Source organism: Terriglobales bacterium (assembly GCA_035573675.1).
Classification (GTDB): domain Bacteria; phylum Acidobacteriota; class Terriglobia; order Terriglobales; family Acidobacteriaceae; genus DATMAB01.
This window is the reverse complement of the sequence record DATMAB010000017.1, coordinates 126,729-140,574: the sequence shown is the minus strand read 5'-3', so window position 1 is coordinate 140,574 and position 13,846 is coordinate 126,729. Positions and strand designations below refer to the sequence as shown.

The window sequence follows — 13,846 nt, the reverse complement described above, 5'->3', positions numbered from 1 at the left end:
CTGCGAAACGCCACCTTGGGGTTCTTCTTCCCCAACACCTTGGTGATGGCCGCCGTCAACGTCGTCTTGCCGTGATCGATGTGCCCGATCGTCCCTACGTTCACGTGCGGCTTGCTGCGATCAAATCTCTCTTTGGCCATGCTTTAGCTCCTAGCTGCTAGCTGAAATCCAAACTTCCTCACCGGGAAACTGCCTTCCCCTGCACGCGGGCGATGATTTCCTCGGCCACCGCGCGCGGGGCTTCTTCGTATCTTGCGAAGTGCATGGAGTAGGTGGCGCGGCCCTGGGTGCGCGAGCGCATGTCGGTGGCGTAGCCGAACATCTCCGAAAGCGGCACGTGCGCCTTGATGACCTGCGAACCGGCGCGGTGCTCCATGCCTTCGACGCGGCCGCGGCGCGAATTGAGGTCGCCGATGATGTCGCCCATGTATTCCTCGGGGACGACGACCTCGACCGACATGACCGGCTCCAGCAGCACCGGGGTGGCCTTACGGGCGGCTTCCTTGAAGGCCATGGAGCCGGCGATCTTGAAGGCCATCTCGCTGGAATCGACTTCGTGATAGCTGCCGTCGTAGAGGATGGCCTTGACGTCCACCATCTCGTACCCGGCGAGCACGCCGCCCTCCATGGCTTCGCGGATGCCCTGGTCGACGGGCTTGATGAACTCCTTGGGCACCACGCCGCCCACGATCTCATTGACGAATTCGTAGCCCTTGCCGGCCTCCTGGGGCTCGAGGCGGATCTTGACGTGGCCGTACTGTCCGCGGCCGCCGGTCTGGCGGATGAATTTGCCTTCGCCTTCGGCCGCCTTGCGGATGGTCTCGCGATACGCCACCTGCGGCTTGCCCACGTTGGCCTGCACGTTGAACTCGCGCATCATGCGGTCCACGATGATCTCGAGATGCAATTCGCCCATGCCGCTGATGATGGTCTGGCCGCTGTCGGGATCGGTGTGGACCTTGAAGGTGGGGTCTTCCTGGGCGAGCTTGGAGAGCGCCACGCCCATCTTTTCCTGGTCGCCCTTGGTCTTGGGCTCGACGGCCACGGCGATGACCGGCGCCGGGAACTCGATGGACTCCAGCACGATGGGCTTTTCTTCGTCGCAGAGCGTGTCGCCGGTGGTGACGTTCTTCATGCCGACGCAGGCGCAGATGTCGCCGGCGTAGATCTCGCTGATCTCCTCGCGTTTGTTGGCGTGCATCTTCAGCAGGCGGCCGATGCGCTCGCGGCGGCTCTTGCCGGGATTGAAGACGCTGTCGCCGGTTCTGAGCTGGCCGGAATAGATGCGGATGAAGGTGAGCTGGCCGACGAACGGGTCGGTCATGATCTTGAAGGCCAGGGCGCTGAAGGGCTCGTCGTCGGCGGCCTTGCGATGCGCCGGCTGCCCGGTGTTCGGGTCCGTGCCCTCGACCGGCGGGATGTCCGCCGGGGACGGCAGGAAGTCCACGACCGCGTCCAGCAGGGGCTGCACGCCCTTGTTCTTGAAGGCCGAGCCGCACAGCACCGGGAAGAGCTTCAGCGCGATGGTGCTCTTGCGCAGCGAGCGGCGCAGCTCGTCGGGCGTGATGGCGTCGCCTTCCATGTACTTGTGCAGCAGGTCGTCGTCGTTCTCGACGATGGTCTCGACCATCTGGTTGTGGAAGGCGTTGGCTTTCTTGCGCAGCTCTTCGGGGATCTCTTCGACGACGTACTCGGCGCCCAGGGTTTCATCGCGCCACAGGATGGCTTTCATCTCGAACAGGTCAATGGCGCCGCGAAACTTGTCTTCCTGGCCGACAGGGAGCTGGATGGCGACAGGGCGGGCGTTCAGGCGCTTGCGGATGGTGTCGACGGCGTGCTCGAAGTCGGCGCCCATCTTATCCATCTTGTTGATGAAGCAGATGCGCGGAACGCCGTACTTGTCGGCCTGGCGCCAAACGGTTTCCGACTGCGGCTCGACGCCGTGCACGGCGTCGAAGACGGCCACGGCGCCATCGAGCACGCGCAGGGAGCGCTCGACTTCGGCGGTGAAATCGACGTGGCCGGGCGTATCGATGATGTTGATGCGGATGTCGCGCCAGAAGCAGGTGGTGGCGGCGGACGTGATGGTGATGCCGCGCTCCTGCTCCTGCTCCATCCAGTCCATGGTGGCGGTGCCTTCGTGCACTTCGCCCAGACGATGGGTGCGGCCGGTATAGAACAACACGCGCTCGGTCGTGGTGGTCTTGCCGGCGTCGATGTGCGCCATGATGCCGATGTTGCGGCAGCGCTCGAGTTGGATCTGGCGTGGCACGTTAACTTCGCTTCCGTTCTGAGACGCAGCAAGCTACGTCTCGACATCTCAACCCTTGGGTGTTACCACCGGTAATGGGCGAAGGCCTTGTTGGCTTCGGCCATGCGGTGCACGTCCTCTTTCTTCTTGATGGCGGCGCCGCGGTTGTTGGCGGCGTCGAGCAACTCGTTGGCCAGCTTGTCCACCATGCCCTTCTCGCCCCGGCCGCGCGAGTAGGTGATGAGCCAGCGGATGGCCAGCGACGTGCGCCGGTGCGGATTGACCTCCACCGGCACCTGGTAGTTGGCGCCACCCACGCGCCGCGTCTTGACCTCCAGCAGCGGCTTCACGTTCTCGACCGCCTTCTTGAAGAGCTTCAGGGGTTCGTCTCCGCCCTTCTCCCCCAGTTTCTCCATGGCCTCATAGAAGATGGCCTGGGCGGTGCTCTTCTTGCCGTCCCACATCATCGAGTTGATGAACTTGTGCACCAGCGGCGACTGGTACACCGGGTCAGGCGCAACTTCCGTCTTGGGGACCATTCCCTTACGTGGCATCTTGAGATTCCTCAAAACCGCTCAGCGGCTTGCGCCACTGAGATTCATCAGGCTTTCCCGCGGCGCGGCTCGGCGGCCTGATGCGCCTCGCCGCTCATCCTCCGCTCAGGCTTTCGGCCTCTTAGCCCCGTACTTGGAGCGGCCCTGGCGGCGGTCCGAGACGCCCACTGTGTCCAGCGTCCCGCGGATCACGTGGTAGCGCACGCCGGGCAGGTCCTTAACGCGGCCCCCGCGGATGAGCACGATGGAGTGCTCCTGCAGGTTGTGGCCGACGCCGGGAATGTACGTCGTGACCTCGATGCCGTTGGTGAGCCGAACGCGGGCCACCTTGCGGAGCGCCGAGTTGGGCTTCTTGGGCGTCTGGGTGTAGACGCGCGTACATACGCCGCGCTTCTGCGGCGAACCCTGCAGGGCCGGGCTTGCGGTCTTGTAACGGACCTGCGAGCGTCCTGCCCGCACCAGTTGGTTGAATGTCGGCACTCTTCTCCCGCTCCTTGGGCGCAGCCGCAGGCTGCCGCCCTGGTATCCATCCCGTTCGGGGACTGGTCCGGCACAAGGCCGGCCATGCTTCCCGGCGGGCAGCCAACGCGCGCTGGGAATCTAGGTTCCTATCGTGTCGTAGGGCCGAACGACGGTGGCGCCGCGTCCTCGAAGGATTGGCACTCCGTTTCGACAGCCGCAACCTGCATATCCCGCCGATGGCGGCAGGTGGCGCAGGTCACCTTTCAGCGAGGGTGCCCTGGTAACGGACCGTGTTGCTCGTCCTCGGGCAAGACTTCTACAGCACAGCCAAAGCGCAACAGGCAGGCTTATCCGAACTCGCGGAACCTTATGAATATAGCAAGGAGGGCGCTGAGCGTCAACCGCAGAGGCAACTCACCTGCGTGCGCGGATCGTCCCAGAGGGGCAATCGGCGCACGCTTGCCGAAAACGGAAGCAGACTCTAGACTGATGGATTCCACCCGGACAGGGACGGGATTTCCGTCGGAGGCATCGAGTCGCCGGCGGGGAGGATGCATGCGCAAGGTTGCGGCCCTTATTTTCTCTCTTCTCCTGGCGGTAGCCTCCGGAATTGCATTGCTGGGTTGTGGCGGAGGGGACAACGGCGGGACCGCGCCCAATCCCATCGACTCGGTGAGCGTAAACCCTTCGAGCCTTTCCCTGACGCCGGGGCAGGTGGCCGGAATCACGGCCCGGGCGCTGGATTCGGAGGGGAAAGCCACCTTCGCCAACAGCATCACTTTCAGCTCCGCCAACACGGCCCTGGTGCAGGTTTCAAGAAGCGGCCTGGTGTGCGCTGGGAGCTGGGACTCGCTCGACAGCCCGGTGGTATGCACGCCGTCAGCCAGCCCCATCGGCCAGACCACCATCACGGCCACGGCCGACTCCGTGAACAGTGACCCGGTACCGGTATTCGTTCATCAGGTGATCGATAACATCACTATTTCGCCCACCGCGGTGGACTGCAAGTCGCAGGACGACACGCAGCAGTTCACGGCCACCGTGTTCAGCGGCGGGAATGACATTACGTCGACCGTGGGACCCATCACCTGGACGAGCGGCTTCACCAACCTGGTGACCATCGACGCGAACGGACTGGCGACGGCCGAGCTGCCCGGTCGCTCGAACATCACTGCTTCGGTGAGCGGCACCACCAGCCCGGCGGCGCCCTTCACTGTCTGCCCGCCCGCCAGCCTCTCACTGCACGTGAGCGGCGCTCCCGACACATCCTTCAGCATCGCAACCGGCGCCAACCGCGACCTGGCGCTGGACGTCGTGGATACTCTGGGAAATAGCATCACGGGCTTGCCGGTGGCGCTGTTGACCTCCGCGCCGGCCGTGGCAACGGTGACCGCGACCATCTCAGGCTCCACGGTGACGCTGCGCGCCACCGGGGCGGCGCCGGGCACAGCCATCATCACCGCCATGTGCACGCCGCCCACGTGCAACGCGAACACGACCTTGGCCACGTACAGCAACGCGGTCACGGCCACCGTGACCGGATCGGCCGGCGCGGGACGCGTCTTCGCCACCTGCACTTCCACCGCAGCGCCCTGCACCAATCCCACCAGCAGCGGCGGCACCCAGACGCCGCTGGTTCCTATCGACACTTCGACCAACACCGCCGGAACGGTGGTCAACCTGCCGCAGACGCCCAACTCCATGGTGTTCACACGGGACGGCACCTTGATGTTCCTGGGCTCGGCCAACGGGCTGATGCAGGTCGACACAATCACCAACGGGGTGGCAGCCCCGGTCACGAACGCCCAGGGGAAGGTGCTGACCGTTTCGCCGGACGGCAACCGGGTAGTGGTCTTCGATGATGCCGCCAACCAGTTGCGCATCCTGAATCGGAGCGCCAACACCGTGACCTCGGCCTCGTTTACGGGGGTCACGGCGGCGGCCTACACGCCCGACGGCTTCAAGCTGTTCCTCGTCGCCGGCAACACGCTGCACGTAATCTCTGACGTCTCTACACCGCAGGCAATTTCCCTGAGCGCCGCCGCCCGGGATCTGACGATCGTCCCTGGTGGGTCGTTCCTGTACCTGGCGGGAGGCGCGGCGTCTTCGGTGACGGCGCATGCCACCTGCGATAACTCACCGGCGCTCACGGCGGCAACGCCGGGCGATCCTTCGTTGATCCGCACGCTGCCCAACGGCTCGCGGGTGCTGGCGGTAGATTCCCCCGGGATTGATGACGTCACTGTGGTTCCGACCTTCAGCGGCCCGTGTCCGTATTCGGTGAGCAGCGTGGTCACCTCCCGCGACTTCGGCCAGGGCGCGTTCACCGCGCGGCAGCTCATCATCCTGCCCGACGGCTCGCGCGCCTACGTCACCAGCGACCTTACCAGCCTGCTGGTCTATGACGTCGCCGGCCAGACTGTGGCCACCATCCCGCTGGCCAACGGCGCCACCGCTTTCACCGGCGGAGCTACGCTGAACAGCTCGCAGCTCTACGTGGGCGGCAGCGACAACGCGGTGCATCGCATCGACGTGGCCACCGGCCTGGACGTCCAGCAGATCGCGGTGACCAATGGACAGAGCCCGGCCGTAGCCTTCACTCCTGATCTGGTGGGCGTGAGACCGAGGTAGAAGCAGTAACCAGTGGCTATTGGTCAGTGGCCAGGAATGCTGAGCCCTCGCGAGAGCGAGGGCTTTCTTCTGGTCGCCCGGGAAGATGGCGATCAGCTGCGGAACGCGGCCTCGTACTCTTCCGGATCGATTCCCTTGTAGGAGAGCGTGTGCTTCAGGCGCTGGCGCAGGTCGGCGGGGGTGGATTCGATGAAGGCGCGCACGGCGACTTCCAGGCGCACACGCGAGGCGCCGGCTTCTTCGGCCAGCGCTTCGGCGCGCAGCTCTGCGGCCTGACGCACACCATCACGCACAGGCAGCGGCAGCTCGAACAGCAAGTCGTCGATGATCTCGCGGGCTTCGTCGGTCCACTGCACCGTAGTTCTCGGTTCTAAGTTCTCAGTTCTCGGGAAACTGCTCAACAACCGTCCTACTGCGCCCCCGTTCCTTTGACGCGAGCGCCCGATTCTTCCAAACTGCGGCCCACGCTGTCGAGCACGCCGTTGATGAACTGGATGGATTCAGGCGAAGAGAAGCGACGCGCGACCTCAATCGCCTCGTTGATCACGATGGCGCGGGGAATCTCCGGGAAGGCGAGGAACTCGGCCACGCCGGCACGCAGCAGGTTGCGGTCCACCGCGGCCATGCGGTCCATGCGCCAGTGCGGCGCGTGCTGCTCGATGAGCGCATCGATCTCTCCGGCGCGTTCGCTGGCGAGAGCGAAGACCTTGTCGGCGAACGCGCGCACCGAAGCGTCGATCTCCGCCCGTTCGTTCCAGAACGTGCGGCGCACGTCTTCCGGCGCCTGCTTCCCCAGGTCGCGCTGGAAGAGCATCTGCAGCGCCAGTTCGCGGGCTTTCCTGCGCGTACCCATGGGTCAGTTGCCAGTGGCCAGTGGCCAGTGGCCAGTCAACGGCACCGAGTTCGGGACAGCTCTGAGGATCGCGCCGACGGGCAACTCGAAACTGGAAACCGGAAACTTCATCGCTTCCGTTTCGCACGTTGCTTTGCGGGTTTCTTGGCGGCCGACTCCAGACGGCCGACGGCTTTCTTCAGCGATGCCATCTCCACCGCCGAAAGGCCGGCTTCGAAACCCTTGTTGCCGCTCTTCAGACCGGCACGGTCGATGGCCTGCTCGAGAGTATCGCAGGTCAGCAGGCCATAGGCGTGCGGCACGCCGGTCTCCTGCGCCGCCTGCCCGATGCCCCGCGTCACTTCGTTCGCCAGATGCTCATAGTGCGACGTCTCGCCGCGCAGGATGCAGCCCAGACAGATCACGGCATCGAACCGCCGGGTCTCGGCCATCGCACGCGCGGCAGCGGGAATCTCGAAGGCGCCGGGCACGCGCGCGATCTCAATGTCGCGATCGCGGGCGCCCGTGCGGTGAAGCGCGTCAAGCGCGCCCGCCAGCAGGCGCTCGGTGATGAACGAATTGAAGCGGCTCATCACGATGCCGAAGCGCTGGCCCCGCGCATCCAGTTTCCCTGCGAGGCCGGCAACTGCGGACTTCCCGGGACGGCTGAAGATGGCGATGCGGATTCCGCCCGTCTCAACCGCGAACCAGCGCGCTCCCCAGTCCGTGTCTTCAATTTTCCCGGCGAGGCGCAGCTTCTTGCGGCGCGCCAACGCGTAAAGTGCGTCGACATCGCTGACTTCCAGGCCGACGTGCGCATCACCGAAATCCTCGCCCTGCGCGACCTTTACCTGTCCCTGCGGGGCGAGGAACACGACGCCACGGCTGCGCTTCTCTTCCCAGCCCTCGCCGCGCTCCAGGCCCAAAGCGTCCAGGACTTCGACGAGCGCCGAGAACTCCTTCGCATTCTGCGCGTGGCAGGCGAGTTGGACGGCCTTGATCACGGCGATTCACCACTGAGGCACGGAAGCACAGAGAATACAGTTTCCAGTTTCCAGTTTCCAGAAGCGACATGGTGAAACTGGAAACTGGAAACTTGAAACTGCGAAGAAATAGCGCGGAGACTCTATTTCCCGCTGAATTTCGTCGGCCGCTTCTCCAGAAATGCCGTGGTGCCTTCCTTCTTGTCCTCGGTGGCACAGCAGATGCCGAAAAGCGTGGCTTCGAGGTAGAGGGCTTCGGGCAGGGCCATCTCCATGCCTTTATTGACGGCTTCCATGGTGTACTGCACGGCGAGGGGCGCGTTGGCGATGATCTTCTGCGCGATGGCTTCCGCGCGCGGCACGAGTTCCGCCTGCGGCACGACTTCGTTCACCAGGCCGATGCGATGGGCTTCCTGCGCGGTGATCATCTCCCCGGTCAGCAGCATCTGCATGGCGAGCCCCTTGCCGACCAGTCGTGGCAGACGCTGCGTGCCGCCGTATCCGGCCATGATGCCCAGCTTCACTTCCGGCTGGCCGAGCTTGGCGTTCTCGCTGGCCAGACGCATGGTGCAGGCCATGGCGATCTCGCAGCCGCCGCCGAGCGCGAACCCGTTGATGCAGGCGATGACCGGCTTGCCCAGATTCTCCATCAGATCGAGCACACTCTGGCCGCGGTGCGTGTACTCCTTGGCCTCGATGGGATTGTGCCGGGCCAGCTCAGTGATGTCCGCGCCGGCGACGAACGCTTTCTCCCCCGCCCCGGTAAGGATGACCACGCGCACCTCTTTGTCATCCCGCGCCTGGGTGAACGCCGCGCGCAATTCTTCCATGGTGGCCATGTTGAGCGCGTTGAGCACCTTGGGGCGGTTGATGGTCACGTATGCGATGGAGTTCTTCTTCTCGAATAGCAGGTTTTCAAACGCCATGGTTTGCTCCTAACTCCTGGCTACCAGCTCGTATGGGACAAGTTCGACGCGTCCATCGCCGAATGTGTGTTCACGGCAGCGGACTAACGAACGAGGTGGGAAGCGCCACTCCTCATCATCTGGCACTTGATCGACAGTGATTTCGTAGATGTCGTCGCGTACGTGCTCTGCGTGCACAGGGCGCCACACGTCGGTACCCTCGTTCAGCAGTGGCATATAGACGACGACCCTCACCCGTCTCCCTCAATTCGCGCTCATCCGAACTAATCCCGCAGAAAATCAGAACTTCCCTGGTTTCGGAGAAGCCGGGTCTGACCAGTCGTAGAAACCCTTGCCGGTCTTTTTTCCGTACCACCCCGCCAGCACCAACCGTTTGAGCAGCGGCGGGGAGGCGAAGCGCCGCTCCTTGAACTCGTCGAACATCACATGCGTGATGTAGTACGTCGTATCGAGGCCCACGAAGTCCAGCAACGTGAACGGCCCCATGGGATAGCCGCAGCCCAGCTTCATGGCGTTGTCGATGTCCTCGATGGAGCCGACGCCTTCTTCATAGGCGCGGATGGCGTCCAGCAGATAGGGCACCAGCAGGCGGTTGACGATGAACCCGGTCTTGTCCGAGGTGCGCACCGGGACCTTGCCCAGCTTGAGGGCAAACTGGTAAGCCGTTTCGTAGACATCGGGCGCGGTGGCGATGGTGCGCACTACTTCGACCAGCTTCATCAGCGGCACCGGGTTGAAGAAGTGCAGGCCGATGAAGCGTTCGGGACGCTGGGTGGAGGTCATCAGCTCGGTGATGGAGAGCGAAGAGGTATTGGAGGCGAAGATGGCGTCCTTCTTCACGATGGCGTCGAGCGCCGCGTACATCTTCCGCTTCTCGTCAAGGTTCTCGATGATGGCCTCGATGATCAGGTCGCAGCCGGCGAGGTCTTCTTTCTTCAGCGTCCCTTTCAGGCGGGCGCGGACGGCGTCGGGCTCCTCCTTCAGCGTGCCCTTCTCCGCGAACTTGGCCAGCGATTTGTCGATGCCGGCAAAGCCCTTGTCGAGGAACTTCTGCTCGGCCTCGAGGACGGTGACGTCGCATCCAGCCATCGCCGAGACCTGCGCGATGCCCGAGCCCATCAGCCCGCAACCCAGCACACCGACTCTCTTGATCTCCATACGCAATCCTCGTAAGGCTAGGGATTCGTTCGAAACAGACCCATGATTCCAGCGGCCCGATTCACTGTCTGTGATCTGTGAACACCGCCGGCCGCTGGCCTGGCGAGATGCCTGGCAAACCTGGTGCTCAGCTCAAGCTCTCTACGATCACCGCGATCCCCTGCCCGCCCCCGATGCACGCGGTCGCCAGGCCGTACTTTCCCTTGCGGCGGCGGAGTTCGTAGAGCAGGGTCAGGACCAGGCGTGTGCCGGTAGCGCCCAGCGGATGTCCGAGCGCGATGGCGCCGCCGTTCACGTTGACCTTGTCGCGGTTGAGGCCGAGTTCCTTCTCGACGGCCAGATACTGCGCGGCGAAGGCCTCGTTGACCTCGATCAGATCCATGTCTTCGAGCTTGAGCCCGGCCTTCTTCAGCGCCAGGCGCGTCGCGGGCACAGGCCCTGACCCCATGATCTTCGGCTCGACGCCGGCAATGCCCCAGCTCACCAGCCGTCCCAGCGGCTTGAGCCCGCGCTTCTCGGCGTCCGCGACCGACATCACCACCACGGCCGCGCCGCCATCGACGATGCCGCTGGCGTTGCCCGCGGTGACGGCGCCGTCTTTGCGGAAGGCCGGCTTCAGCTTGGCCAGCCCTTCGAGCGTGGTCTGCGGGCGGCGATGGTCGTCCTCGGTGAACATCTCGCCGGTCGGGCGGCCCTTGGCATCCTTCAGCGGCACCGGGACCAGCTCTTCTTTCATGCGGCAGCTCTTGTAGGCAGCCTCGGCCGTCCGCTGCGAGCGCAACGCGAACTCATCCATCTGCTCGCGGGTGATGCCCTGCTGCTCAGCGTAGAGTTCGGCTGTGCCGGCCATGGCCAGGCCGCAATAGGAATCGACGAGCGCGACCATGAGCGAGTCTTCCAGCCGGCCTTCGCCCAGGCCCAAGCCCCAGCGCGCGCCGCGGATGACGTGCGGCGCCTGCGACATGGCTTCCATGCCGCCGGCCAGCACCGTCTTCCCTTCTCCCAGTTGAATCATCTGCGCGGCGTTGACGATGGCCTGCATGCCCGAGCCGCACAGGCGATTCACGGTGAGCGCCGGAACTTCGACCGGCAATCCGGCCAGCAGGCCGACGTGCCGCGCGCCGTAGAGCGCGTCGCCCGAAGTCTGTTGCGCGTTGCCGAAAACCACGTGATCGAATTCCTTGGGGTCCACGCCCGCCCGCGCGATGGCTTCTTTGGCCGCGATGGCGCCCAGCTCCTGCGCCGTGAAGTCGCGCAGCTTGCCGCAGTAGCGGCCCATGGGCGTGCGCGCCCCGCTGACGATGGCGATGTCGGTCGGTTCCAGCATCAGGAATTCCTGTGACGATCTTCGGAATGAGGAGACAACCTATCGAGTGTAGCAGCGGCTCTCGCGAGCGGGCAACCGGCGCCGCAGGATAGCGTTACGCCGGAACCGGCTCCAGCTTGGGCGCCAGCGCGCGCGCCTTGTCGCCGCCTTCGGCACGGGCGGCGTCGAGCGCCTGCTCCACGCGGTTGATGACTTCGGTGACCACGTCGATGGGATCGAAGTTCGAGCGCGCCACGATCTCCGCAATGCCCACGGTGATGGGCAGCGGCTTGTCCGTTCCCGCCAGCCGCACGCCCGTGAGCGCCTTGCGCAGCTTATCCACCACGAAAAAGGCGTTCCTTTCGTTCGTGTCCGCCAGGAGCAGCGCGATGGTGGTCAGGTCGTAGCGCACGGCCACGTCATTCTGCCGGATGTGCGAGGTCACGACCTGGCCGATCTGCGTCATCATCGACTCGACCGCGGGCTCGCCCACTTCCTTCACCAGCGCGCCCGCCTTGGCGAACTGCAGCAGCATCACGCTGGCCGTGGAGTTCTGCTGGATGGCGCGCTTCACTTCACTGAGCAAGACGTCGATGTAGGAGGCGCGGCGCAGCAAGCCGGATTTTTCGTCGGTGACCGCCAGTGTCTTCACCAGGCTGCGCAATCGCGAGTTGTTCACCGCCAGCACCACCTGGTCGGCGATGGTCTTGAGCACGAACACGTCCGTCTGCCGCCATTCCCGCGGCGTGTAGCACTGTTCCAGAAAGAGGACGCCGGCGTGCTCGTCGCCATCCATCAGCGGCACCGCCAGGATGGACTGGATAGCGAGCGCGTCAATGAACTGCTGCACGCCCGCCAGATCGGGATTGCCGGGCGCATGCGGGATGAGCACCGGCCCGCGGGCCACCGTGAGCGCCTGCAGCGTCCCGATCAGCTTGACGATGGCCATCACGTCCGACTGTTTCACGCCCGGGGCGCAGTACTCCAGCGCCGCCGAAGGCGGTTTGCCCGGCGTACACAGCCCGGCCACGCAGCGGCTGGCGTTCCAGTGGCGGCCCACTTCGTTGACCGCCGTGAACAGCACGCTCTTCACGTTGCCCTGGCGGTAGATGTTGCGCGTGATCTCCGTGACGCGCGCGATGTTGTCCACCGCCGCTTCGTCCACGCTGGGCACGGCCGCATAGGGGCCCGCCGCCGTGCCCGCCGCAGGCGTGGGCGTGGTCGCGGATGCCGCAGCCGGCACCCCAGCCGCCACCGCACCCACGCCGCTGGGATACTTGGGCAGCAGGCCGGCGTTCATATAGAGCTGCCGCAGCTTCTCGTTCTTGTCCTCTTCCCGCGGGAACAGTTTCTGGATGCGTTCCAGCCGCTCTACCGCCTTCGAGCGCATCGAATACTGCAGGAAGATCTCCGCCTGCAGCATCAGGTCGTCGAGGATGGTGGTCTCGCTCTCGACCGCGCCGGCCGGCGCGCCCGCCTTGTCCTCCTCCACTTTCACCGCGCCCGTGAAGCGGTTGGCCACGGCGTTGAAGCGCGCGGAATCGATCTTGCCGCGCAGCATCTCCAGGCGTTTCTGATGGCCGGGCTCGTAGGCGTCCACTTCCGCCGCCGCGTCCAGCGAATCCGCCGCCTTGATGAAGTTCCCGGCGGCGTAATAGAGCTGGAACAGCTTGATCAGCGTGGCGCAGTAGTCCTGCTCGCGGTTGTTGGCGTTGTAGACCTCGACCAGATATTCCAGGAATTCCACGCCCGGCGGATGCTTGTCCGTGACTTCCTTGATGAGCGTGACGTACTCGCGGCGGCGGTTATGTTTGTACTGGTTCTCCTCCAGGCGGTGCGCCGCCTGCAGCGCCTTCTCCATCTGCTCCGCCTTGATGAGCTCGGCGATCATGCGCCCCACTTCGTCGGCCTGCGCCGGATCTTTCTCCAGCAACTCCCAGACGTAGGGCTCGGCGTCCAGCGGGCGGCCGGAGGCCAGCAACGCCCGGCAATACGCCTCGCGCAGCTCCGGCGTGGCTGCTGCGCCTGTCGCCAGCGCCTCCACCGCCTTCACCGCTCCCGCAGCATCCCCCTTGGCCAGCAGCGTCTTGCCGTGCGCCAGAGCGGCATGCGGAAGCGTGGGATCGGTGGTGTAGGCGCGCGCATACCAGGCGCCCGGATTGCCGCCACCCGCCTTCGCTTCCAGCTCGCCGGCCTGGAAGAAGGCTTCGGCCGCGGCCTTCACGTCGAACAGCTCCGTGGCCAGCTCGCCTTCCCGGCGATAGTTCTCCACCTTCGGATCGAGCGCGACAATGCGCTTCAAGGCTGCCAGCGCCTCCGGCTTGCGCCCGGAAGAACTGAACCCCGCGACCGCCGCCTCGTAGGCGTCGAGCGCGTCCTTCTTGCTGGACTTCTCGACCAGTTGGCCGTAGCGCAGGCTCTGCTCCGGCGAGGGCGTGGTGGCCTTCAGCAGCTTCTTGTAGGTGATGTTGGCCTTGGAGACGTCGCCGATCCCGGCCTGGCGCTCGAACAGCACGCCCAGCAGCTTGGCGGCGTCCCCGGTGCGGTTCAGTTGCAGACACAGGTCGGCGGCCGTGGAGCGCACCGCGTCCTGGTTGGGATCGTCTTCCAGGATCCCCAGGTACTCCTCCAGCGCGGACTCCGTCTTGCCCTTCTGCAGGTACTTCTCCGCCTTTTCGATTCGCTTGGAGAAATCGGCCATGACGCGCGCGTGCTCGAGGAGTGCGTATTGTAGTCTGTGGCG

At 64.8% G+C, this 13,846-nt stretch carries 11 protein-coding genes; 1 reads left to right on the top strand and 10 read right to left on the bottom strand.

The window, feature by feature from the left end; all coding sequences use genetic code 11:
* Window positions 1-178: 178 nt before the first annotated feature.
* From fusA to rpsL, 3 genes are all read right to left on the bottom strand, one after another.
* On the bottom strand, window positions 179-2,272 hold the full coding sequence (gene fusA, locus VNK82_07955; protein ID HXE90879.1) for an elongation factor G: 2,094 nt from the start codon (window positions 2,270-2,272) through the stop codon (window positions 179-181).
* A gap of 62 nt (window positions 2,273-2,334) precedes the next feature.
* Window positions 2,335-2,805: a 30S ribosomal protein S7 gene (gene rpsG, locus VNK82_07950; protein ID HXE90878.1), complete on the bottom strand. Its 471-nt coding sequence runs from the start codon at window positions 2,803-2,805 to the stop codon at window positions 2,335-2,337.
* Window positions 2,806-2,910: 105 nt separating this feature from the next.
* Complete coding sequence (rpsL, locus tag VNK82_07945; GenBank protein HXE90877.1) at window positions 2,911-3,285, bottom strand: 30S ribosomal protein S12; 375 nt, start codon at window positions 3,283-3,285, stop codon at window positions 2,911-2,913.
* Between the two features lie 537 nt (window positions 3,286-3,822).
* Between rpsL and VNK82_07940 the strand changes: the two genes are divergently transcribed.
* On the top strand, window positions 3,823-5,898 hold the full coding sequence (locus VNK82_07940) for a hypothetical protein (GenBank protein ID HXE90876.1): 2,076 nt from the start codon (window positions 3,823-3,825) through the stop codon (window positions 5,896-5,898).
* Between the two features lie 92 nt (window positions 5,899-5,990).
* On the opposite strand, the gene VNK82_07935 is transcribed toward VNK82_07940, so the two are convergent.
* From VNK82_07935 to VNK82_07905, 7 genes are all read right to left on the bottom strand, one after another.
* Window positions 5,991-6,254: a DUF2621 family protein gene (locus tag VNK82_07935; GenBank protein ID HXE90875.1), complete on the bottom strand. Its 264-nt coding sequence runs from the start codon at window positions 6,252-6,254 to the stop codon at window positions 5,991-5,993.
* Between the two features lie 53 nt (window positions 6,255-6,307).
* Window positions 6,308-6,751: a transcription antitermination factor NusB gene (gene nusB / locus VNK82_07930; GenBank protein ID HXE90874.1), complete on the bottom strand. Its 444-nt coding sequence runs from the start codon at window positions 6,749-6,751 to the stop codon at window positions 6,308-6,310.
* A 107-nt stretch (window positions 6,752-6,858) separates the two neighbouring features.
* Window positions 6,859-7,734, bottom strand: a complete 876-nt coding sequence (gene ribH / locus VNK82_07925) for a 6,7-dimethyl-8-ribityllumazine synthase (protein HXE90873.1) — start codon at window positions 7,732-7,734, stop codon at window positions 6,859-6,861.
* Window positions 7,735-7,856: 122 nt separating this feature from the next.
* Window positions 7,857-8,639, bottom strand: a complete 783-nt coding sequence (locus tag VNK82_07920; GenBank protein ID HXE90872.1) for an enoyl-CoA hydratase-related protein — start codon at window positions 8,637-8,639, stop codon at window positions 7,857-7,859.
* Window positions 8,640-8,918: 279 nt separating this feature from the next.
* On the bottom strand, window positions 8,919-9,797 hold the full coding sequence (locus VNK82_07915) for a 3-hydroxyacyl-CoA dehydrogenase family protein (GenBank protein HXE90871.1): 879 nt from the start codon (window positions 9,795-9,797) through the stop codon (window positions 8,919-8,921).
* Between the two features lie 127 nt (window positions 9,798-9,924).
* Window positions 9,925-11,124, bottom strand: coding sequence for an acetyl-CoA C-acetyltransferase (locus VNK82_07910; protein HXE90870.1), 1,200 nt, complete (start codon window positions 11,122-11,124; stop codon window positions 9,925-9,927).
* A 94-nt stretch (window positions 11,125-11,218) separates the two neighbouring features.
* Window positions 11,219-13,804, bottom strand: a complete 2,586-nt coding sequence (locus tag VNK82_07905) for a GAF domain-containing protein (GenBank protein ID HXE90869.1) — start codon at window positions 13,802-13,804, stop codon at window positions 11,219-11,221.
* Window positions 13,805-13,846: the final 42 nt, after the last annotated feature.

Coding starts and splice junctions, on each gene's coding strand:
- rpsG (HXE90878.1), bottom strand. CDS start 2,805: ATGCCACGTAAGGGAATGGTCCCCAAGACGGAAGTTGCGCCTGACCCG.
- VNK82_07940 (HXE90876.1), top strand. CDS start 3,823: ATGCGCAAGGTTGCGGCCCTTATTTTCTCTCTTCTCCTGGCGGTAGCC.
- nusB (HXE90874.1), bottom strand. CDS start 6,751: ATGGGTACGCGCAGGAAAGCCCGCGAACTGGCGCTGCAGATGCTCTTC.
- VNK82_07920 (HXE90872.1), bottom strand. CDS start 8,639: ATGGCGTTTGAAAACCTGCTATTCGAGAAGAAGAACTCCATCGCATAC.
- VNK82_07915 (HXE90871.1), bottom strand. CDS start 9,797: ATGGAGATCAAGAGAGTCGGTGTGCTGGGTTGCGGGCTGATGGGCTCG.
- VNK82_07910 (HXE90870.1), bottom strand. CDS start 11,124: ATGCTGGAACCGACCGACATCGCCATCGTCAGCGGGGCGCGCACGCCC.
- VNK82_07905 (HXE90869.1), bottom strand. CDS start 13,804: ATGGCCGATTTCTCCAAGCGAATCGAAAAGGCGGAGAAGTACCTGCAG.